The following is a 19,384-nucleotide window of genomic DNA, read 5'->3' on the forward strand; positions in this document are numbered from 1 at the left end:
TATCGCCACATGCGCCGACGAGGAATTGCAATAAATATGTCGAATGAATTACGGAAAACGAAATAGTCCGGGCTGCCGGGCGAGCCTCCTCCCACACGGCAAGATGGGCCGCAACCTTTCGGATCGCGGCCCATCTTCTGCGGCTATGTCTGGAGGTGCGGCTACGCAGCCAGCGGGACAAGGTTGGACTCGATCTCAGCGCGGAATCCCTCATACCGGCTCGGCAGCTTGAGCGCCTCACCGAGATGGGCGGTGTCCTCGTCGCGATCGAAGCCCGGCTCGCTGGTGGCGATCTCAAACAGCACGCCGCCCGGCGTGCGGAAGTAGATGGCCCAGAAGTAGTCCCGGTCGATCACGGGCGTGACCTGGTAGCCAGTATCCATCAACGCCTTACGGACTTCGAGCTGCTTCTCGCGGTTGTCGACCGCAAAGGCAATATGGTGGACCGAACCCGCACCCTGCCGGGCGAAGGGCATCTTCGGCAGGAGCTGCAGATCGATCGTGTCGGCGCCGTTTCCGTTCGGAATGACGAAGCGCGTCACGTCGCCCTCCTTTTCCGCGCGCTGGTAACCCATGAAGCCGAGCAGTTCCTCGGTCGCGGCCGTTTCATGCAGACTGAAGCGGGCTCCTGCGAAACCGCGGATCGCCGCGTCGCCCGGGATGCCGCCGGCGAGCCAGGGAGAGGAGCGGCGGTCATCGACCGCCTCGATCAGCGCGAGGCTGTCGCCGTCCGGCCCCATGAACCGAAGCCGGCCGGCCCCGAAGACGGTGTCTCTTTCCAATCCGTCGACGCCTTGCAAGGACAGGCGATCCTGCCAGAACTTCAGCGAACCCTTCGGCACGGAAAACTGCGTCTCGCCGACCTCGCCGACACCGGGACGTCCGAGCATCATGTTCTGGAAGGGGAAGTAGGTCATCACCGTCCCCGCTGATCCCGTCTCGTCGCCGTAGTAGAGGTGATAGACGCTGGGATCGTCGAAGTTCACCGTCTGCTTGACGCGGCGCAGACCGAGCGTCTCGGTGAAGAAGCGGTTGTTCTGCCGCGCGTCCGACGCCATCGACGTCACGTGGTGCAGTCCCTTGATGTCCTTGATCATATCGATGCCTTTCAGTCAGCACTGGTGTTTGTTGTGTGAGCTGACTGTAGGCCGGTTGCTCACCGGGCAGAATTGCAATACTTCTCTCGACTGCATTGCAAGAAGTGAAATAATAGCATGAACGACTATAAAGCTCTCCGCACCTTCCTCCTCGCCGCCGAGAAGCGGAACTTCGCCCAGGTGGCCCGGGAACTCGACATGACGCCTGCGGCCGTAACGCGAGCCATCGCTGCCCTCGAGGCGGAACTCGGCGTCCAGCTCTTCGTGCGCACCACGAGGCAGGTGTCCCTGACGACGGACGGCGCCATCTTCGCGGCGCAGGTCCAGCCCGCGGTGAAGACGCTCGAGGACGCGCGGCGAGAGATGATGAACGCCCACAAGTCTGACGAGGGGCGCCTTAGGATCAGCGCGCCGACCTGGTTCGGAAAGGTCGTGCTTCCGCCGATCCTGTCCGGCTTCAAGGAAAAGTATCCGAAGATGTGCTTCGAGATCTCCCTCTCTGATGGGCTGGTGAACATCGTTGACGACGACTACGATCTGGCGATCCGCATCTCCTCTCAGCCTTCGGACAAGTTCACGATCTGGAGAAAGATCCGTGTCGTGCCGCGCATCCTCGTGGCCGCGCCCGGCAGCCGCTTCGTCGATATGTCGCATCCGCACGAGCTGACGCCGGACGACTGCCTTGCCTATAGCGGGGAAAGCCGGCGGGAGAACTGGATCCTGTCGGATGGCAGGTCGAGCATTGCGATCTCTGCCGGACGGGCGTTCAGTGCGAACAGCGGCGAGGTGCTGGCCGATATGGCCGCAGATGGAGCGGGCGTCGCCTTGTTGCCGGGGTTCAATATTGCCGAGCACATCCGCAGCGGTCGCCTCGTTCATGTCTTCAAGGGATGGGCGCCGCCGGATCTATGGCTGACACTCTATTATCCGCCATACCAAGCGCTACCGCCGCGGATCGCCTCATTCTCCAAGTTCTTCGAGGAGCAGGTGGCAGCACACATGGTCATGCTCGATTGACAGGCAGCGGACGGCCAACGTCAGTGCTTGATCGACTTTTTACAGTCATTGCTTGCAGCCTTGCGGCAACAAGCTTTTGCAACTGCCACAGGTTCCGGTCGTAGATCTTTCGATCCGCCAGATCCGAGACCGTGCGATGCAGATATTCGGCACAGGACCCCGCAGGTCCGCACGCCTGGGCAATCAACAGTGCGGCTTCATCCAGAGGCACCTTCTCCGTGAGCGGAGATTGCTTCGGACTTGCCCAAAAGGTCAGGGCCCGGCGTGGCCCTGATGGCGTCTTGACCGGAACCCATCTGACCATGTCACAAACTTCGACATAGCGGATTTCTCGGGCGAGAAGTGTGCGCAGGTCCTGTTTCTTCGTCGCGCAAGGAAGCTTCAGGACCAGACCGGAACAGCTGCCGCCAGGCTGGAGAGCAAGCATTAGCCCGGGCGCATCGGATGTTGCCCTAAGTCGCTCTATCCTAAGTGAGAATGCGCGGTGCCATCCGTAGGCGACAGCATCTTCACTGGCCGCATAGTCAAACCCCGGATTCCACATCAGGGAGCCATAGGCGAATACCCAGATCTCCTCGTCGCCCGCTTCTTCCTCCACACGACTGACGAGTTGATCAAGCTGTGTGGTCGAGATTGGCGTCCAGTTCGGTTCCGGACCTTGCTCTTCGACAACCCTGAGGGATTTGGTCACGAGTTCGGCGGTCAGCTGCAACGAAGCCGGAAGACGCGTCCTGATTTTTGAACGTCTTGGCATCTTCTGGTCCATTCGAAAGTTTGGCCGCCGGCGCCTTGCCGCGTCCGACGGCCCTTGGCATGGCTGTTGCCGCATCAGGCAGTGGTGCGGTCGATGACGGCGCGGAACGTGATCTCGACGATCTGCTCCGGAAAGGCCAACGCGTTGACGCCGATCAGATTACTGGCGACCGGCGGCATGTCCGTGCCGTACATTTTCTTGCGGACCCTGGATCCCGCTGCAAAGGCGCTTGGAATGTCGAGAACAAAGAGTGTCTCTTCTACGACATCGTCAAGCGTGGCCCCAAATTCGGCGAGAAGCTTCTTGGCGTTGACGTATGTCTGACGGATCTGTGCTTCCATCTGTGTGAAGTCGGCAGGCCGGCCTTTGCCGTCGAGTGTTGCGGGAGCAATAAGCTTACCTTCTTCATCATGGCTCAACTGGCCCGAGATGTAGATGACATCTTTCACCTGCAAGGCCTGCACGTATCCGAATGCGCCTTCCCAGGCGACGCCGTAGTTTGCAATCTTTTTGCTGGATTTGGTGTTGGTCATGGTGATTTCCTGAATTCGAGACGCCCTATGAGAGGACTGTTGCAATTGGCGAGGCGACGGGCGTTTGGGAGGCCACACCCGCCGCCAATGCCGATCAAGCCTGGACGAAGGCCAAAAGGTCGGCGTTGAGGACTTCGGCATTGATGGTCAGCATGCCGTGCGAGAAGCCCGTATAGGTCTTCAGCGTCCCGTTCTTCAGGAGCTTAACCGACTTGTGAGCCGAGTCGGCGATCGGAACGATCTGGTCGTCTTCACCGTGCAGAACAAGCGTCGGAACGCTGATGGCCTTAAGGTCTTCGGTCTGATCCGTTTCGGAGAAAGCCTTGATGCCATCGTAATGCGCCTTCGCGCCGCCTATCATGCCCTGACGCCACCAGTTCTGGATAACGCCTTCATGCACTGCCGCACCATCGCGGTTGAATCCGTAGAAGGGACCGGCCGGAACATCGCGGAAGAATTGGGCGCGGTTTGCGGCAAGGGCGGCACGGAAACCGTTGAAGACTTCAATCGGCAGGCCTTCCGGATTGGCCTCGGTCTTGAGCATCAGCGGCGGTACGGCAGAAACGAGAATGGCCTTGGCAACACGTCCGGCCTTCTGGCCAAATTTCGCGACATAACGGGCAACTTCACCGCCGCCGGTGGAGTGGCCGATATGAACGGCATTCTTCAGATCGAGCGCCTCGACGACGGCAAAGGCGTCGGCGGCGTAGTGGTCCATATCGTGACCATCTGCAACCTGGTCGGACCGACCGTGACCGCGGCGGTCGTGGGCAACGACGCGATAACCCTTGGAGAGGAAGAACAACATCTGTGCATCCCAGTCGTCCGACGACAGCGGCCAGCCATGGTGGAATACGATCGGCTGGGCATCCTTCGGACCCCAGTCCTTATAAAAGATTTCGACTCCATCCTGGGTGGTTATATATGACATGGTCTTGTTTCCTTCGGTTGGGTTGGTGGCGGGAGTGGCATTGGCTGCGAAGCTGAAAGCAGGTGAAATCGCGACAACCGCGGCGGCGGCGCCTGCGGACAGCAACGCAACTCTGCGTGTCATGGAAGAAGGGTTCGGCGTCATCTCGCGTCCTGCGATTTCGTGAATAAAAACTTCAGGCGACGCTGTGTTCGTCTGATAGGGGCGATATTGCCGGCAGAGGCATCCGCTGACAATTGCGGGAATAATTTCGACTTTATTGCAAATTCTGAAATACTCGGCGTCGTAGAACTGACGCCCTTGCTCCGCACCAGCAGACCTCGCAGCAGATGTCTAAAGATGAGTTGAGCGTCTCCGCCTTGAAGGGATAAGAACCGACCCCCTCGTATAGGCGATATGGCCACGCCCAATCTCCGTGTGCTGGCAGCTACTTGCTCTTGGAATGGCCGGCATGGGCCGAGACAAGAATGGCAGCTTTTAGGTGGAGAGGATCCATCTTCCCTCCTCTTTAAGAAGCAGCCACTGATCGCTAAACTCACTGATCTGTCGCTGTCTGAGTGAACGGAACGGTTCTGCGGTTGGTGGACAGTTTCCGGTATTTTGTCGGCGTTAGGTTATGGTGACGTAGAAACACCCGGTTGAAATTCGACAGATTGCGATAGCCCACCTCGAAGCAGATGTCCGTTATCGGCAGAGAGGTATCGGTCAAGAGCTGACCCGCCTTCCAGATACGAAGCTTGTTGACGTGGTCGGTGAAGCTGTGGCCGCTGTTTTTCTTGAAGAATCGCGAGAAAGCGCTGTCACTCATGCCGACCATGCGCGCCATATCAGGCAACCGGATGTCCTCCGACAGATTGGCAAAGAGATACGCGAAGACCTGTTGCAGGGCTTCCAGCGAACCATAGCTCAGGTCCGGCACATAAGCCTCCGAAGACAGCGTATCGAACTCGTCAGTGTCGCGCAGCAGCGAGAGCAATGACAGGAAGGTCGAAAGGCGCACCGAGCCGGTCTGGAACTCCATGTCGTGTATCAGCGCCTCCGCCTGTTCCCGCGCCCGGCCCTTGAAGGAGAGCCCCCGCTGTGCGCGGGCGAGAAAGTCACGCAGGCCCGCCAGTTCCGGCAGGAAGGCCGAGGCCTGCTCCAGCTTGGCCGGTGCAAACTGGATGACGATGTCACGTCCGGGAATGCGCTCATCCGGAGCGAGCGGCGTCACCCAGTCGTGCGGCAGGTTGCTGCCGATGACGGAAATATGGCCCGGAGTGAACGCGCCGACGTGATCGCCTGCAAGCAGAACGCCGCTGGCGTTGGCAATGTAGTGGATCTCGACCTCCGGGTGGAAATTCCAGACGTTGCGTTCCCACGGATAGTCGTCGCGGCGCCAGAGGAACGACTCGTCCGCGCCGGTCAAGACATATTCAAATCTCGCGACCGTCGGCGAAATAACTGACATTGCGGACATCCTCCAGTGCTTCCCGCGATGCTCGTTGCGCTGACAATCAATATTGGATTGTGCAACGCACACAAGATTTCATGGATATTTTCGGCATTTCGCGCATGAGAGTATCAGTATCGCGCAACGGCCGCGCTTGTGTCCACCCGTTCTTTCTACAACTATTGTGGTCCGTTGAGCGTGTCGGAGGAGAGTTTAGCACGTACAACCGGACTGATTTTGCGATCCAAATGGAGGAGAACAATGAACAGTTTCGTCAAAGCCGTGGGCGTCGGCTTCATTTCGCTTGGCCTTTGGAGCTCGACAGCTCTTGCTCAAGATTCCTGGTGGAAGACTGCCGCCCAGCCCTATCAGGGCGCGACCATCCGGGGCATCTCGGAATCGACCCCAGCGTCGAAATATGTCGAACAGGTGCTCGGTCCGAAATTCACCGAAGAGACCGGCATCAAGGTCGAATTCGAGGCCACCTCCTGGGACCAGATGTACGACAAGGCGATCAAGGACATGGAGGCCAATACCGGCATCTATGACTTCGTCTATATCGAGCAGGACATCGTCTATACGTATCTGGCCCGCAACTTCCTGGTCGATATCACCAAGTCGCTCGCCGATGATGCGAAGATCGCTTCGCCGGACTTCAAGCCGGAGAATTTCACCACCTTCCTGAACTATTTCAAGGATCCGAAGTCGGGCAATGTCATGGGCGTCCCGATGGAAGCATTCATCAAGCCTTACCTCTACCGCAAGGATCTTTTCGATGATCCGGCGATCCAGAAAGCCTACAAGGATTCCACCGGTGCGGATCTGAAGCCCGCGACGACGCATGACGAGTATACCCAGATCGCCAAGTTCTTCACCCAATACGGCGCAGACAAGGAACTCTGGGGAACCACCGTACAGGCTTCGTCGAGCCACCCCGCCGCCTTCTACGAATTCTTCGAGTCGGTCGCACCGACCTTCGGCGTATACAACTGGGGCATCGATGGCACGACCTTCGCGGCCACCGAAGCCAACGGCGGCCAGATGAACTCCGCCGCCGCGAAGAAGGCGCTCAACTACTGGGTCGGGCTGCTGAAATACGCGCCGCCGGAATCGACGTCGTCCACTTGGGACGAGGTTGCCGGGACATTTGCCGCCGGCCGCGCAGCCCAAGGCCTCGTCTACGGTGAAAACGCTGCGTGGATCGCTACCGACGAAAGCAAGTCGACCGTCGTTGGCAAGGTGGGCGTAGCATTGCCTCCAGTCGAGGCGGGTGTCATGGAAGCAGCCGAAGCCGGCAAAGGATATATCGGCTATTACGATGGTGGCGCGTTCGGCATCCCGCATTCGTCCAAGAACAAGGAGGCGTCGCTGCTATTCCTGCAGTATATCGGTCAGGCTTCAGTGCAGACCGACTGGGCGCTGGCTGGCTCCCGCATCGTCATGAACGCGACCTACGACGATCCCAAGATCGTCGATCAGGACAAGAAGATGAACGGCTATTACACGCTGATGCGTGAGGACGGAAAGCTGTTCGCCGGAGCTCCGCCGTTCCCGTTCCACGCGCAAGTTCTGCAGGTCGTCGCGCCGTTCATCTACAAAGCGATCGTCGGGGAGATCAAACCGGACGATGCGCTGGACCAGGCCGCTACGGCAGCCGAAGCTGAACTCGTGAAGCTCGGCTACCGGAAGTGAAAGACCGCCTCCCAAGCGGTTGGCGGTCGCCTTCAGCAAGGTGACCGCCCTTTTCCTGACCGCGGTTTGCGGGCCTGCCCGCGACGCTGCAGGCGAATAAGTGTCAAGGACGATCTGACGGAGCGCAGGATGAGACAATCCAACATCGGATGGCTGTTTCTAGCACCAGCCACGCTAATCCTGTTCGTTGTCGGGTTCGTTCCCTTCATCTATATTCTCTATGTCGGCTTCTTCGACTGGAACACCAACGCTGTCGACCCCACCCTGCGCTGGGCAGGCCTCCAGAATTATCGCAGCCTCGTTTTTGACACGACATTCCTGAACTCGCTTGCGCGCACCCTGGTCTTCGCATTCGTCGTCGTCGTGAGCGAACTGTTGTTAGGCTATGTCCTGGCCCGCGCGCTGATGGCAGACCGCCTGTGGGGCCGGCAGTTCTTTCGCACGATCCACACACTGCCGATCGTTGTCGCGCCGATTGCAGTCGGCGCTACCTGGCGGCTGCTTTGCGTTCCGGGCTTCGGCATCGTGCCCTATTACCTGAAACTGTGGTTCGGCATCGACTACAACATCTCGACCAATGCCTATCACGCCTTCGCCACGGCGATCATCATGGACCTGTGGCACTGGACGCCGTTCGTTACACTCTCACTCATGGCCGGACTGACTGCCTTGCCGAAAGAACCGCTCGAACAAGCGCAGATCGACGGCGGCAACAAGCTGCAGATTTTCTGGTACGTGATCGTTCCGATGTTGAAGCCGGTGCTGCTGACAACCGTCTTCATCCGGCTGATGGATGCATTGCGCTCGGTCGACGAAATCTGGATGCTGACCAAGGGTGGTCCGGCTGAGGCGACCCGGTTCATCGGCCTTCATATCTGGATCAACGTCTTTCCGAAAACCGATTACGGCTACGGTGCGGCCATGTCGCTGCTGACGCTTTACGTCACGATCGTTCTGAGCTGGCTGCTGTTCGTTGCCATGACCGGCCGCAAGGGAGGTGCACAATGAGACGCTCCGGTATAGCCTCCTTCGTCCTTTGGATATGTCTGACCATTCTGACGCTGCTTCCGGTCTGGTGGATGCTGGTCGTTTCCATGCGCCCCCGCGTGAAGCTTTATTCGAAGTCGTTCCTCATCGACGATCTTTACTGGAACAATTTCCTGGCGGTGCTGAACAGCTCGACCTTCCTGCAGTATCTCTGGAATTCGCTGATCGTGGCGACATCGAACGCAGCGCTGGTGTGCGCGCTCGGCCTGCTCGCGGCGTTCGGGCTGTCGCGCTACAAAATCGGCGGCGGTGACAATGTGTTTTTCTGGTTGATCACCAACCGCATGGCGCCGCCGGCCGTGTTTCTGCTGCCGCTCTTCCTGCTGTTCACCAAGTGGTTCGTGTTCGGCGATTTCATGCTGTTCGACACGAAGATTGGCCTGATCCTGCTCTATTGCGTCTTCAACCTGCCCTTCGCCGTCTGGCTCTTAAAGGGCATGCTCGACGGGATTCCGCTGGAGCTTGACGAAGCGGCGCGGGTCGATGGTGCGACCACCGGCCAGGTGCTGTCCAACGTCATCCTGCCGCTGGCGCGGCCGGGGTTGGCCGTCACCTTCATCCTGACCTGGATTTTCGCCTGGAACGAGTACCTGTTCGCAGCCACCCTAACGTCGTCGGCCGACGCCAGGACCGTGACGACAGCGCTCGCTGAATATGTCTCGGTCACCGGAACGAACTGGGGCGAGATGGCGGCGATGGCGTTCCTGACCACGCTCCCGGCCCTGATCGTGCTCGGATTCGTCCAGAAGCACATCGTGACGGGCCTCACGTTCGGCGCCTTGAAAGGGTGAGATGATGGCTGACGTTCAACCCCAGAAAACCCAACGCGATGGATTCCTGCCAATCCGAACCAACGCCTTCGACAGGGGCTTCATCTCGGTCGTGATCCTGATCCTGGTGCATCTTCTATGGATGCGCTTCCTCGAGGGCGTGTTTCCCCTATGGGTGGCGACGGTGCTCTGCCTGGCGCTGGCCGTAATCATTATCCGAAAGGGCTGAAGACATGAGATCGCTCGTCCTCGAACGCAAAGACGAACTGCGCATTCGCGACCTGGACCCGAAGGAGGCGCTCGGTCCCACCGACGTGCGCATTGCCATCAAGACCGTAGGCGTCTGCGGATCGGACGTTCACTATTACACTCACGGCGCGATCGGCCCGTTCGTTGTGCGCGAGCCGATGATACTCGGCCACGAAGCCGCCGGCATCATCGAAGAGGTCGGCAGCGCGGTGGAGAACCTGAAAGCGGGCGACCGCGTTTGCATGGAGCCCGGTGTTCCCGACCCTCAAAGTCGCGCGTCGCGGCTGGGTCTCTACAACCTCGATCCCGCGGTGCGCTTCTGGGCGACGCCGCCGGTGCATGGCGTACTGAGACCGAGCGTGGTCCACCCGGCCGCCTTCACCTTTAAGCTTCCGGACAACGTTTCCTACGCCGCTGGTGCTATGGTCGAGCCGCTAGCTGTCGGCTTCCACGCCGTCTCCAAGGCGAGGCTGACGCCCGGTGCGATCGCGCTGGTCACGGGAGCCGGGCCGATCGGCATGGTGACAGCGATCGCGGCGCTGTCGGCTGGCTGCGCCAGAGTTATCGTTACCGACGTTGTCGACGAAAAGCTCGCCATTGCGCGCAGGTTCGGCCCGGCCATCACGACCGTCAACGTACGTTCGCAGGACCTGAAGAGTGTCATAGCCCGCGAGACCGACGGCTGGGGCGTCGATGTCGTCTTCGAATGTTCCGGCGCGGCCGAAGTGATCGCAGACACGGCGCACCATGGTTGCCCCGGCGGCGCCATCGTCCTTGTCGGCATGCCCCTGAAGCCGGTCCCGCTCGATGTCGTCATCGCCCAGACCAAGGAACTGCGCATCGAACACGTGTTCCGCTACGCCCATGTCTACCCGCGCATTGTCGCGCTGTTGGGATCGAACCAGATCAATGTCGATGCGCTGATCACCGATACCTACGCGTTCGAGGATTCTGTCGAAGCATTCGATTACGCCGTGCGACCGAAGCCGTCCTCCGTCAAGATCCAGATCGAGCTTGGGAAGTAGCATGTACCTGCGGAAGTTGGATCTCAGTGGTAGAGTGGCGGTCGTCACCGGCGCGGGGCGTAACATCGGCTATGCCTGCGCTGATGCCCTATCGGAAGCGGGCGCGCATGTCGTGCTGACTGATCTTGATGAAGAACTCGGTCAGTCGGCCGTCTCGAAGCTCGCCGCGATGGGGCGAGAGGCCGAATTCATTCGCCTGGACGTGACCGATTCCGGTGAAGCCGACCGTGTCGCGGCGGCGATCGCAACCAAGCTTGGTCGCGTGGACATTCTGGTCGCCAATGCCGGCATCGCGTCCCACAGCCCGGCGGAGGAGATGTCGGACGCGGACTGGCTCAGCCTCCTCAACGTGAACCTCAACGGCGTGTTCTGGAGCAATCGCGTTTTCGGAAACCTGATGCTGAAGGCGGGCAAGGGCTCGATCGTCAATATCGGTTCGATGTCCGGCATCATCGCCAACCGGCCGCAGCCGCAAGCTGGCTACAACGCCTCCAAGGGCGCCGTCCACATGCTGACGAAGTCGCTTGCAGCCGAATGGGCCGAGCGGGGCGTCCGCGTTAACGCCGTCGCTCCAACCTATATCGCGACGGACATGACGAAGACCGCCGTCGAGGGGACCGGGTGGGACAAGGACTGGATATACATGACGCCGATGAAGCGCATGGGCGAAGTCGAGGAAATTGCGTCTGTCGTCCTGTTCCTGGCCTCCGATGCCGCCAGCCTGATGACCGGCAGCATCGTCGTTGCCGATGCAGGATACACCTCGTGGTGAAGCTGCCCGTGGACCCTTCCCGAATGATCGGCGGCCATGCCGCCACAACTGACTGAGGATTGACACATGGCGACGATCGAGCTCGACAAGGTCGACAAGCATTACGGCTCCTATCACGCACTGCGCAACATCTCGTTCGATATAGCCGACGGTGAGTTCGTCGTACTGGTCGGTCCCTCCGGTTGCGGCAAATCCACGCTGCTGCGGTCGCTTGCCGGCCTTGAGGAGATCACCGGCGGCACCATCAAACTTGGCGGAAATCGCGTCGACAACATCGCCGCCAAGGACCGGGACGTGGCGATGGTGTTCCAGAACTACGCGCTCTATCCGCACATGACCGTTCGGGAGAACATGGCCTTCGCACTGAAATTGCGCGGCGAGAATCTTGCGGATCGTAAAGCCAAGGTCGACAAGGCTGCCGAGATGTTGCGGCTTACGCCCTACCTCGACCGATATCCGAAGGCGCTCTCCGGAGGCCAGCGGCAGCGCGTTGCCATGGGGCGCGCGATGGTTCGCAACCCAAAGGCGTTCTTTTTCGACGAGCCGCTGTCAAACCTGGACGCCGCGTTGCGCGTAGATATGCGTTCGGAGATCAAAGCTCTTCACCAGCGCCTCGGCGCCACGTCCGTGTATGTCACGCATGACCAGATTGAAGCCATGACCATGGCGGACCGAATTGTAGTTCTTCGCGATGGCAAGGTGGAGCAGATCGGTGCGCCACTAGAGCTTTACGACAGGCCGGCAAATACCTTTGTCGCCGGCTTCATCGGATCGCCGGCGATGAACATGCTGCCGGCCACAATCGATCTCTCCTTAAACTCGGCGCGGCTCGCTGAAGGGTCGGCCCTTCCCCTTCCACAAGGCACGCGGGCGAGTAACGGCCAGGAGGTGATATACGGGGTACGTCCTGACCAGTGGATACTGTCGAACGGCGATGCGGGTGTACCAGCAACTGTCGAGTTGATCGAGCCGACGGGGGCCGAAATTCTCCTGGCAGTCCAATTGGCGGGCAAGCGGGTCTTGTGCGCCTTTCGCGAGCGCCACGCGCTGAAAGCGGGCGACAGGATCCGGCTCGACGTCGATCCTGCCGCGGCTCATGTGTTCGACAAGCAAACCGAGCAAAGACTCCCGTTCTGAGCAACAGGCATCGGAAGGATCAACAATGTCGGATCTTACAGGAAAAACGGTAATCATCACCGGTGCCGGCAAGGGTATCGGTCGCGCCTGCGTTGAATTGCTCACCCACCGAGGAGCACGGATCGTAGCCTTGTCGCGTACCCAGGCCGATCTCGATGATCTTGCGGCAAAGTTCGGCGCGACGGTGATATCAGTCGATCTCGCCGACAATCCAGCAGCACGCGCCGCCATGAAGAAGGCGGGACTGGCAGACGCGCTGATCAATTGCGCGGGAACCAATGTGCTTGAAAGCGTCATCGATATGACGGAGGAGGGCTATGAGCAGGTCCTCGGCATCAACCTGCGGGCCGCGCTGATCTGTGCGCAGGAGTTCGCGCGGGCTCGCATTGCAAGCGGAGGCGGCGGAACGATCGTGAATGTGACCTCGATCGCCGGGCATCGGGGGTTCGTGGATCACGTGGCTTACGCCGCTTCGAAGGCGGGACTGGAAGGCGCCACACGTGTCATGGCCAAGGAACTCGGCGCCCATGGAATCCGGGTCAATGCAGTGGCGCCTACGGTTACCATGACGGAGCTTGCCGCAAAGGCGTGGTCCGAGCCTTCCAAACGCAACCCGATGATGGCTCGCCACCCGATGGCGCGTTTTGCAGCGGTCGACGATGTCGCGCGCTCGATCGCACTGCTTATTTCAGAGGACGCCCCGATGATCACCGGCGCAGTGCTGCCAGTCGATGGCGGCTTCCTTGCCGTCTGAAAATCAAAAGCGAGACAAGATGATGACTCAAATACTCGAAGGAAAGATCGCTGCGGTAACCGGCGCAGCTTCCGGTATCGGGCTGGCGACGACCCGTGCCCTGATCGATGCCGGCGCCAAGGTCGTGATGGTCGACCACAACAGACAGGCGCTGAAAACCTACGCTGCCGAGTTCGGCGGAGCCGTCGTCGTGCAAGTCACCGATCTTCTGGACGCCGCAAGTTGTGCGGCCATGGTCCCGGAAATCCTGGCAAAAGTCGATCACCTCGACATCCTGCACTGCAATGCAGGCTCCTATATTGGCGGGGATCTTATTGATACCGATACCGCGACAATCGATCGGATGCTGAACCTCAACGTGAACGCCGTCATGAAGAACGTCCGCGACATCGCTCCGCATATGATCGAGCGCGGGACCGGGGATATTTTGGTCACTTGCTCCGTAGCCGGCCATGCGCCGATCCAGTGGGAGCCGGTCTATTCCAGCTCCAAATGGGCGATTACCAGTTTCGTCCAGATCATGCGGCGGCAGTTGAAAAACCACGGCATCAGGGTCAGCCAGGTATCGCCCGGCCCAGTCGTCTCCGCTCTGCTTGCCGATTGGCCCGCGGAAAACCTTGAGAAGGCAAAAGCCAATGGGAGTTTGATCGAGCCCTCAGAGGTCTCCGATGCCATCATCTTCATGCTGACCCGCCCGCGAAACGTCACGATCCGGGACATGATTGTCCTGCCGACAAATTTCGACGTTTAGGTAAGGAAAACCAAGTCGTTGCGGAAGCTCAGTTCCGCGCATCACGTCTAAGGTGTGCGATCGCACCAGATTGTACTTCTGTCGACTAGGAATTCTCATCGTCGCATCAAGTTGATCGGAACGACGCGGCGTCCGCTTCTGCGACGCGCGGTCGATCGAGCAAGCGTCCGACATGGAGGCGCATAGCGGAGAATAGGTCCGCAAGAGGCCGGGAGAGAACCGACGACTTAAGAGTCCCAGTCTGAACGAAGAGCATGGTCTGATACATAAGATCAATGGACTTCATAAGCTCGCCTAGAGTTATAACGCTTTTCAAAAACAGTATAACAGCCGCGAGAGTAGGGCGCACGATGGACGCTAGCTCGAACGCCGTGCGCAGCTCGGTGGCGAAGCCGTAGAGTAGAAGAACGCTTATCGGCTCTACTACATCAGTGGGTATGAAGTGCTTTTGCGTCGGCCTAGCCAAGGCGTCCGCTAGCGTCGAAAGCCCTACTCCTCTCAAGACGCTTCGATCAGCGCTTTTGCGCGGCGCAGCAAGGGAATTCGCGGCCACCATTTAATGCCGGACCTTCTGCCGAAAATTCAGCGAGTTAGAAGCGAGGTCATCGATGAGCACCGCCTAAGGGTTCAGCGCTCTAGTAAGGTCCTGCAATCCGACCATCAGCATCATGGGGTCGGAAGGAGATGGCAGGAAGCCGACGGCCTCATAGAAGGCTCGTGCGTCATCAGAAATCGCATGAACGAGCATACCTCGAATGCCAAGTATTTCAGCGGCATTGAGCAGGCGCAGGCCCGCATCGCGCACCAATGCCTTGCCAATACCGCGCCCTTGGTAGGATTGATCAATGGCGAGGCGACCAAGCACAGCGACTGGAATTGGATCAGGCATATTGCGCCGAAAACGGCCAGGCGCTTCCGGCTGCTTGAGGGCGCCGGAAGCGAGCGCGTAATAGGCGACGACGCGGCTCTGCTCGCACACGACGAAGGTCCGCGATGCGCCGCTCGTTTGATTAGAACGGGCGCGACGTCGCAGCCATTCATCCAGTTCAGTGACTCCGGAATTGAACTCGGCCACCTCATGATTATCGGCCAAGGGTGCCGGTCCGCTGAGGGTCACGCCTTATCCCAAGGTGCTTTGGTCGCCATGGTGCGTGCTAAACGCTCATTGGGCTGCGTGGGCGCATCGAGCAGGGTAAGGTATTCAGCATAGATTTCCGGGCTTACCGTGAAGATAGTGCGGTCGAGCAGCACTTCCTCGGCGCGGCGCTCGGAAGCTTCCAACATGAAATCCGTTCGCGTCTTACCAAGCAACTCAGCGGCTCGATCAATCAGATTGCGGGTCGCAGGCTTGATGCGCATATTCAGCGGTACGCTTGCGTCCGAGCTTTTGCTCGTGTGTGAGGTCGGCATGGCAAACTCCCTGTTTGCACCTATATAGCGTAACGACAATATCTTTACAAGGCGCGTAAAGGCATTGTCGTTACACAATGCGCGCATTCTCAATTCGCAGCATTTAGCTCATCTAAGCTCTCGACTTGAATCGAACCTTTGCTCCGAAAAGCGGTCTCCATCCCCTCCAACACATCAGTCTCCACTTTCAGATATTGCAGTTAACGGCCTCATAAAAAAGAGCGTCTACGACAGAGGCGCTCGCGGATCCCGATCTGCTTTCCGGCGTCGTAGATGCACCCCCTCGCCTAGCTAGTAACCGTCCATAAACGCCTGTTTTTCTGCGGTTTTGAAAGGCTATTTGCCTGCTGCTATCGTTTTTTGGGACGCGTGATGGCAGCAGGCCGCGCAGATTATGGCTTGAAGAGCGATCTGGCAGCAATGAGGGCATGGGGTATTGGCCGACGTTCGCCGGCTTGCTCTGATCGCTACCGGCTCAGGAGCGTCAGGTCGGCCTGAGGCGGGCGAAGAGGGCGAGATTGTAAGCGACCACCGAGGCCAGACATAAGCCTTGAAGCGGTCGAGCCCGGTGCAGCGCCCCAAGCCGTAAGCGCGCTTCAGACATGAGATGCCGGCCTCGATGCCGGCGCGGAAGTTGCGCAGCTTGCGATAGACCCAGCGGCTTGTGACCATATCAGATCAGGAGTCGTCGTCTTTCACTCCATGCTGGGACGACTGGATTACTCGCATTGCCAGTTCTTCCCGGTCGGCCGTGGTCACGATCTCCCGCGCCGAGCTGACGTGGTCAAAGACCCTTTGGCAAAGGGCAAACTCGTCATCGTTCAGCACGCTTTGAGTTTGGAATACAGTAGACAGGATCATAACGCCGTCGCTTCCGATGATAACCGTAGGGCGCGGGCGCGATGCTTCAACGCGACAGGATCTCACGACTTGGTGTTTAGCCTACACAAGAGGCGTCGGGCCGCGCGGAGCGTCGCTTTGGGAGCAGACCGGAAACTTACCTCCGCACGACCCAACTCTGGAGTCGGGTGGATCGCGAGGAGGAAGCATTTTGCGATCTAAAAAGTACTTGCTTTCTCCTGCGATCCAATGAGCTAACCTCATTGTCGCTCCACGGTTCCCGTACGATGCCGGACGAAAAATCCCCGCTTTAGCGGGGATTAGTGGGTGGGGTTGGTTTGTAAGCATTGCGCACCAGGGTGCACGACTATTTTGCGCAACATTATTTTAATTGCAATAAGTAGGACTTTACCCTTTTCGAGTTATGTTTCCCGTTGTAAAGTAACGTGTTGTACGTTATCGGACAATAGAAGGAAGGCAACTAGAAATCGAAATAACACATCCTATTATCTAGAGGCCGCTCGGCGATTATTTGCTAACCCCAAGCATGTTGTCTCCTGTGCGCCAGGCGGCGATCCGGTCTTTGATCAGTCACACCAATTGTTGCGCCGCTTAGGGAACGCCCTCCTGAAGCAGCGTCTTCCCAATGTCTTCTCCAGCGGGCCACTGAGAAGCACCCGCAGGCCGTTTTCAGCCAAGAGCTCCTTCAGCCGGGCCTTGGCGACCAGCGCCTCTTCCGTTCCTTGATGCACTTCGCGTGCGATCCGATCTCCGGTATGTCGATGCCTGAGCGTACACCTCCCCAGCAGCCGCATATTCGGCCGTCGCATTTGATAGTATCGCCGGCGACAGCGGTCAGCGATGCGCAGATGAGCAAGGCCGCAATCATTGTCCATTAGATCGGGGACAAGTGTTCGACAACGTACCACGTGGTTCGACATGTCTTATTTAATATCCTTCTAATTTAGCAATGCATAAACCAACTACTTGGCAGTAGGAGGACTGAGTAAGCATGCAGCGTATTAAATCTTTCGAGAACGTCGAAACCAAACCGGTGTGGTCGGTAAAGGATTTCGCCAAGCGCCACCATCTCACTGACATCGAGGAAGCCCGCCTGCTGCAGCTATTCGGCCCCTTTGCTACAGCATCCGAACTTCTTCATAACGCTGAGCGAAAGCCCCGGTGGCGTTAGTGCTGCGCCCGGCTCATCGCTGGCCGAGCGTCTGTCGCAGTCAGTTCGTGCGCACGGAAAGGTGGGCCCAACCCCTTCACCTTTTCAGGCTTCGAACCGCAAGGAACTTCCGACAAGCTTCAGGGCAAACTTCGCCAACTTCATGTCGTTGGCTGCTCGAGGACAACGAGACGTCGTCGGCGCATCATCAGACTAGCTTATCCAACATGTCGCGAACGACCCTGACGCAGGAAATCGCCAATCACTTCGGAGGACATCGGGGCGTCCAAACGATGTCCCTGCAGTCGACCGCATTTTCTCTTCTAAGCGACGCCTGACCGGCCGTTTCGACGCCTTTGGCCGTAATCCGCATCCCCAGCCCGTGCGCAAGGCCGATCAGAAGCGCACGGTGGTCTGCTCTTCGGACAAGGGCCTCCAGGGATGGCTATGTCGAGATTCTTGGTGGTACGTTCAAGCAGGACGGTTTCAGTTATTTCGATCTCCAACCTTTCGGCAGGAAACTCGGCTTCGTCAAGAATTCCGGATACGCGATCGGTGAAGCTGCGACGGAGGAATTCAGCGGGCGAGATTGACCGCCACGACGAAATGCGAAGGCCACGTCGACGCCTCGCGGCACGCCGGTTCAAGAACCCACGCTCCAATATCTCCCATGAGACCGTCGGCTTCGGCCATCGGGATGAAAACACTCGGCGGAACCACTCGGTCGGCAACAACATCGCTGTTTTCGATGGAGCTGGATTTGGCTCGGCATTGATCGCGACCGGTCTGGTGGACGAGTTCCAATTCTACGTCAACCCAGCAGCCCTCGGCGGCGGAACCCGCATCTTCGACCAAGCCGGTTTCCGCAAGCTCCGCCTGCTTGGCTCAAAGGCCTATGAATGCGGCATCGTGGTGAACCGCTACGCGCCAGCTGCTTAGGTGTAGAGCAATCGCAAGGCGGACCGGGAGAATTGGCATCGTCTCGGCCTCGTCTGCAGCCGTCGTGGACAATAAGAGCTGGGGACATTCCTATCCGTGAAGGACGGCCACACGCTCTTTTCTGGCCGCGGCCGATACGAGACGTCGAGCCCCCGAGAGGGGCCACCGGCAAATCACCGGCGACCGTGGGCAATTCAGTCTATGATGATGTCCTTGCCTTCTGCTCTAAGGAGCGTAAGACCATCCTTCATCTGCTGCAACTGTTGGGCCGTATGGGGCTGCCAGTCCGTGACTTCGCCGATGACCAGAAGCGGTTCGCGGGAGCGATATGACTGGGTCGGATTGCCGGGGAACTTCTTGTCAGTGAGGTTGGGATCGTCTTCGAAGGGGCCGGTCGGTTTCACAACATAAATCCGCCCTCGTCCCTCACCAGTGGCCAGTTCGGCACCCCAGGTCGCGGCCTCGATCGTGCACGTGAAATAAACCCAGGACAGCAGCTTTTCCGTTGTGAAGTTCGACTTGTACCCCACCTTGATCATATCGCCCGTCGTCAGATCGGCTTTCGTGCCATGCAAGAAGGGTTGAGCGGGTGTGTTGCTTTCGGCATGTGACATAAATTTTTCCTTCTTCTGTCGAATCGAGGCGTCGGTAATGGCGCATTTACCCCGCCTTGCCGCAAGCCCCCGGACGCGTTAGATGATCATAGTGGCAAGGCACCTAATCAGCAGCGCTCCCGTCATCCCCAGATTCCTCCCGTAATATCAGACTGCGCTCCGGCGCTGGCCGCACTACCGTTTCACTGGCAGCGACCGTCTCTACGAAGCGACCGAGGCGAGGGCTGGATTGGGAATCAAACATATCCAGTATCAGTCTCTCCTCTTATTTAAACAAAAGGCATATCATTTAATTAAGCGTCTGACTTAGACAAGCGCGCTTAATCAACGGTACGGTCATCGATCTCTGAAGCGCAGGTCCACAGCAAACTGTACCGACTAATTGCAATCTCAGTGGCGCTCAACGTGCCGTATCGTATCCCTCCGGTGAAAGCCGCGTAAACATCGGA

The 19,384-nt window shown here is 58.7% G+C and carries 22 protein-coding genes and 2 pseudogenes; 13 read left to right on the top strand and 11 right to left on the bottom strand.

What is annotated here, in order from left to right; translation table 11 throughout:
* Positions 1 to 161 precede the first annotated feature (161 nt).
* Positions 162 to 1,097: a VOC family protein gene (locus tag CO670_RS17995; protein ID WP_097591488.1), complete on the bottom strand. Its 936-nt coding sequence runs from the start codon at positions 1,095 to 1,097 to the stop codon at positions 162 to 164.
* A 117-nt stretch (positions 1,098 to 1,214) separates the two neighbouring features.
* On the opposite strand from CO670_RS17995, the gene CO670_RS18000 reads away from it, so the two are divergent.
* Positions 1,215 to 2,114 carry a LysR family transcriptional regulator gene (locus CO670_RS18000; protein ID WP_097591489.1) on the top strand — a complete coding sequence of 300 codons (900 nt, stop codon included), beginning with the start codon at positions 1,215 to 1,217 and terminating at the stop codon, positions 2,112 to 2,114.
* On the opposite strand, the gene CO670_RS18005 is transcribed toward CO670_RS18000, so the two are convergent.
* From CO670_RS18005 to CO670_RS18015, 3 genes are all read right to left on the bottom strand, one after another.
* A complete protein-coding gene (locus tag CO670_RS18005) occupies positions 2,101 to 2,880 on the bottom strand; it encodes a gamma-glutamylcyclotransferase (protein WP_176538973.1) in 780 nt (259 codons plus the stop codon). The two genes, CO670_RS18000 and CO670_RS18005, sit on opposite strands and share 14 nt — an antisense overlap.
* A gap of 62 nt (positions 2,881 to 2,942) precedes the next feature.
* Positions 2,943 to 3,401, bottom strand: a complete 459-nt coding sequence (locus tag CO670_RS18010) for a Rid family hydrolase (protein ID WP_097591490.1) — start codon at positions 3,399 to 3,401, stop codon at positions 2,943 to 2,945.
* A gap of 94 nt (positions 3,402 to 3,495) precedes the next feature.
* A complete protein-coding gene (locus tag CO670_RS18015) occupies positions 3,496 to 4,332 on the bottom strand; it encodes an alpha/beta hydrolase (RefSeq protein ID WP_245425874.1) in 837 nt (278 codons plus the stop codon).
* A 40-nt stretch (positions 4,333 to 4,372) separates the two neighbouring features.
* Here CO670_RS18015 and CO670_RS33650 point away from each other — a divergent pair, with 40 nt between their 5' ends.
* Positions 4,373 to 4,498 carry a hypothetical protein gene (locus tag CO670_RS33650; RefSeq protein WP_280951356.1) on the top strand — a complete coding sequence of 42 codons (126 nt, stop codon included), beginning with the start codon at positions 4,373 to 4,375 and terminating at the stop codon, positions 4,496 to 4,498.
* Positions 4,499 to 4,867: 369 nt separating this feature from the next.
* On the opposite strand, the gene CO670_RS18020 is transcribed toward CO670_RS33650, so the two are convergent.
* Positions 4,868 to 5,782 (bottom strand): AraC family transcriptional regulator, encoded by a 915-nt coding sequence (locus CO670_RS18020; RefSeq protein WP_097591492.1) that lies wholly within the window; start codon positions 5,780 to 5,782, stop codon positions 4,868 to 4,870.
* A 243-nt stretch (positions 5,783 to 6,025) separates the two neighbouring features.
* On the opposite strand from CO670_RS18020, the gene CO670_RS18025 reads away from it, so the two are divergent.
* From CO670_RS18025 to CO670_RS18065, 9 genes are all read left to right on the top strand, one after another.
* A complete protein-coding gene (locus CO670_RS18025) occupies positions 6,026 to 7,456 on the top strand; it encodes an extracellular solute-binding protein (RefSeq protein ID WP_097591493.1) in 1,431 nt (476 codons plus the stop codon).
* Positions 7,457 to 7,585: 129 nt separating this feature from the next.
* Positions 7,586 to 8,464, top strand: coding sequence for a sugar ABC transporter permease (locus CO670_RS18030; RefSeq protein ID WP_097591494.1), 879 nt, complete (start codon positions 7,586 to 7,588; stop codon positions 8,462 to 8,464).
* On the top strand, positions 8,461 to 9,294 hold the full coding sequence (locus CO670_RS18035) for a carbohydrate ABC transporter permease (RefSeq protein ID WP_097591495.1): 834 nt from the start codon (positions 8,461 to 8,463) through the stop codon (positions 9,292 to 9,294). Before CO670_RS18030 ends, CO670_RS18035 begins: the two co-directional genes overlap by 4 nt.
* Before the next feature lies 1 nt (position 9,295).
* Positions 9,296 to 9,502, top strand: a complete 207-nt coding sequence (locus tag CO670_RS18040) for a DUF2160 family membrane protein (RefSeq protein WP_097591496.1) — start codon at positions 9,296 to 9,298, stop codon at positions 9,500 to 9,502.
* A gap of 4 nt (positions 9,503 to 9,506) precedes the next feature.
* The gene (locus tag CO670_RS18045) at positions 9,507 to 10,547 is read left to right on the top strand and encodes an NAD(P)-dependent alcohol dehydrogenase (RefSeq protein ID WP_097591497.1); all 1,041 of its coding nucleotides are present in this window, start codon (positions 9,507 to 9,509) and stop codon (positions 10,545 to 10,547) included.
* A gap of 1 nt (position 10,548) precedes the next feature.
* The gene (locus CO670_RS18050; RefSeq protein ID WP_097591498.1) at positions 10,549 to 11,319 is read left to right on the top strand and encodes an SDR family oxidoreductase; all 771 of its coding nucleotides are present in this window, start codon (positions 10,549 to 10,551) and stop codon (positions 11,317 to 11,319) included.
* Between the two features lie 66 nt (positions 11,320 to 11,385).
* Positions 11,386 to 12,456, top strand: a complete 1,071-nt coding sequence (gene ugpC, locus CO670_RS18055) for a sn-glycerol-3-phosphate ABC transporter ATP-binding protein UgpC (RefSeq protein ID WP_097591499.1) — start codon at positions 11,386 to 11,388, stop codon at positions 12,454 to 12,456.
* Between the two features lie 25 nt (positions 12,457 to 12,481).
* Positions 12,482 to 13,210, top strand: coding sequence for an SDR family oxidoreductase (locus CO670_RS18060; protein ID WP_097591500.1), 729 nt, complete (start codon positions 12,482 to 12,484; stop codon positions 13,208 to 13,210).
* Positions 13,211 to 13,232: 22 nt separating this feature from the next.
* Entirely contained in the window at positions 13,233 to 13,961 is a 729-nt protein-coding gene (locus CO670_RS18065; protein ID WP_097591514.1) for an SDR family oxidoreductase, read from the top strand.
* Between the two features lie 619 nt (positions 13,962 to 14,580).
* On the opposite strand, the gene CO670_RS18075 is transcribed toward CO670_RS18065, so the two are convergent.
* From CO670_RS18075 to CO670_RS18090, 4 genes and pseudogenes are all read right to left on the bottom strand, one after another.
* The gene (locus CO670_RS18075) at positions 14,581 to 15,078 is read right to left on the bottom strand and encodes a GNAT family N-acetyltransferase (protein ID WP_097591502.1); all 498 of its coding nucleotides are present in this window, start codon (positions 15,076 to 15,078) and stop codon (positions 14,581 to 14,583) included.
* The gene (locus tag CO670_RS18080; RefSeq protein ID WP_097591515.1) at positions 15,075 to 15,371 is read right to left on the bottom strand and encodes a DUF1778 domain-containing protein; all 297 of its coding nucleotides are present in this window, start codon (positions 15,369 to 15,371) and stop codon (positions 15,075 to 15,077) included. The genes CO670_RS18075 and CO670_RS18080 overlap by 4 nt, the downstream gene beginning before the upstream one ends.
* A gap of 484 nt (positions 15,372 to 15,855) precedes the next feature.
* Positions 15,856 to 16,046, bottom strand: a pseudogene (locus CO670_RS18085) (ISNCY family transposase); the annotation flags it as partial.
* A 3-nt stretch (positions 16,047 to 16,049) separates the two neighbouring features.
* Positions 16,050 to 16,232 (bottom strand): hypothetical protein, encoded by a 183-nt coding sequence (locus tag CO670_RS18090; RefSeq protein ID WP_097591503.1) that lies wholly within the window; start codon positions 16,230 to 16,232, stop codon positions 16,050 to 16,052.
* Between the two features lie 991 nt (positions 16,233 to 17,223).
* Here CO670_RS18090 and CO670_RS18100 point away from each other — a divergent pair.
* The gene (locus tag CO670_RS18100; protein WP_097591504.1) at positions 17,224 to 17,403 is read left to right on the top strand and encodes a hypothetical protein; all 180 of its coding nucleotides are present in this window, start codon (positions 17,224 to 17,226) and stop codon (positions 17,401 to 17,403) included.
* A gap of 197 nt (positions 17,404 to 17,600) precedes the next feature.
* On the opposite strand, the pseudogene CO670_RS33375 reads toward CO670_RS18100, so the two are convergent.
* Positions 17,601 to 18,102: pseudogene (locus CO670_RS33375) on the bottom strand (EAL domain-containing protein); the annotation flags it as partial.
* Between CO670_RS33375 and CO670_RS33380 the strand changes: the two are divergent.
* On the top strand, positions 17,989 to 18,321 hold the full coding sequence (locus CO670_RS33380; protein WP_245425876.1) for a dihydrofolate reductase family protein: 333 nt from the start codon (positions 17,989 to 17,991) through the stop codon (positions 18,319 to 18,321). The pseudogene CO670_RS33375 and the gene CO670_RS33380 overlap by 114 nt on opposite strands.
* 194 nt (positions 18,322 to 18,515) lie before the next feature.
* On the opposite strand, the gene arr is transcribed toward CO670_RS33380, so the two are convergent.
* A complete protein-coding gene (gene arr, locus CO670_RS18110) occupies positions 18,516 to 18,935 on the bottom strand; it encodes an NAD(+)--rifampin ADP-ribosyltransferase (RefSeq protein WP_097591505.1) in 420 nt (139 codons plus the stop codon).
* Positions 18,936 to 19,384 lie beyond the last annotated feature (449 nt).

The organism is Rhizobium sp. J15 (assembly GCF_002531825.1).
Taxonomy (GTDB): domain Bacteria; phylum Pseudomonadota; class Alphaproteobacteria; order Rhizobiales; family Rhizobiaceae; genus Rhizobium.

Coding starts and splice junctions, on each gene's coding strand:
- CO670_RS18020 (WP_097591492.1), bottom strand. CDS start 5,782: ATGTCAGTTATTTCGCCGACGGTCGCGAGATTTGAATATGTCTTGACC.
- CO670_RS18010 (WP_097591490.1), bottom strand. CDS start 3,401: ATGACCAACACCAAATCCAGCAAAAAGATTGCAAACTACGGCGTCGCC.
- CO670_RS18005 (WP_176538973.1), bottom strand. CDS start 2,880: ATGGACCAGAAGATGCCAAGACGTTCAAAAATCAGGACGCGTCTTCCG.
- CO670_RS17995 (WP_097591488.1), bottom strand. CDS start 1,097: ATGATCAAGGACATCAAGGGACTGCACCACGTGACGTCGATGGCGTCG.
- CO670_RS18100 (WP_097591504.1), top strand. CDS start 17,224: ATGCAGCGTATTAAATCTTTCGAGAACGTCGAAACCAAACCGGTGTGG.
- CO670_RS18040 (WP_097591496.1), top strand. CDS start 9,296: ATGATGGCTGACGTTCAACCCCAGAAAACCCAACGCGATGGATTCCTG.
- CO670_RS18000 (WP_097591489.1), top strand. CDS start 1,215: ATGAACGACTATAAAGCTCTCCGCACCTTCCTCCTCGCCGCCGAGAAG.
- CO670_RS18030 (WP_097591494.1), top strand. CDS start 7,586: ATGAGACAATCCAACATCGGATGGCTGTTTCTAGCACCAGCCACGCTA.
- CO670_RS18080 (WP_097591515.1), bottom strand. CDS start 15,371: ATGCCGACCTCACACACGAGCAAAAGCTCGGACGCAAGCGTACCGCTG.
- CO670_RS18090 (WP_097591503.1), bottom strand. CDS start 16,232: ATGATCCTGTCTACTGTATTCCAAACTCAAAGCGTGCTGAACGATGAC.
- CO670_RS18050 (WP_097591498.1), top strand. CDS start 10,549: ATGTACCTGCGGAAGTTGGATCTCAGTGGTAGAGTGGCGGTCGTCACC.
- CO670_RS18025 (WP_097591493.1), top strand. CDS start 6,026: ATGAACAGTTTCGTCAAAGCCGTGGGCGTCGGCTTCATTTCGCTTGGC.
- CO670_RS33380 (WP_245425876.1), top strand. CDS start 17,989: ATGCGAAGGCCACGTCGACGCCTCGCGGCACGCCGGTTCAAGAACCCA.
- CO670_RS18060 (WP_097591500.1), top strand. CDS start 12,482: ATGTCGGATCTTACAGGAAAAACGGTAATCATCACCGGTGCCGGCAAG.
- ugpC (WP_097591499.1), top strand. CDS start 11,386: ATGGCGACGATCGAGCTCGACAAGGTCGACAAGCATTACGGCTCCTAT.
- CO670_RS18045 (WP_097591497.1), top strand. CDS start 9,507: ATGAGATCGCTCGTCCTCGAACGCAAAGACGAACTGCGCATTCGCGAC.
- CO670_RS18035 (WP_097591495.1), top strand. CDS start 8,461: ATGAGACGCTCCGGTATAGCCTCCTTCGTCCTTTGGATATGTCTGACC.
- CO670_RS18015 (WP_245425874.1), bottom strand. CDS start 4,332: ATGTCATATATAACCACCCAGGATGGAGTCGAAATCTTTTATAAGGAC.
- CO670_RS18065 (WP_097591514.1), top strand. CDS start 13,233: ATGACTCAAATACTCGAAGGAAAGATCGCTGCGGTAACCGGCGCAGCT.
- arr (WP_097591505.1), bottom strand. CDS start 18,935: ATGTCACATGCCGAAAGCAACACACCCGCTCAACCCTTCTTGCATGGC.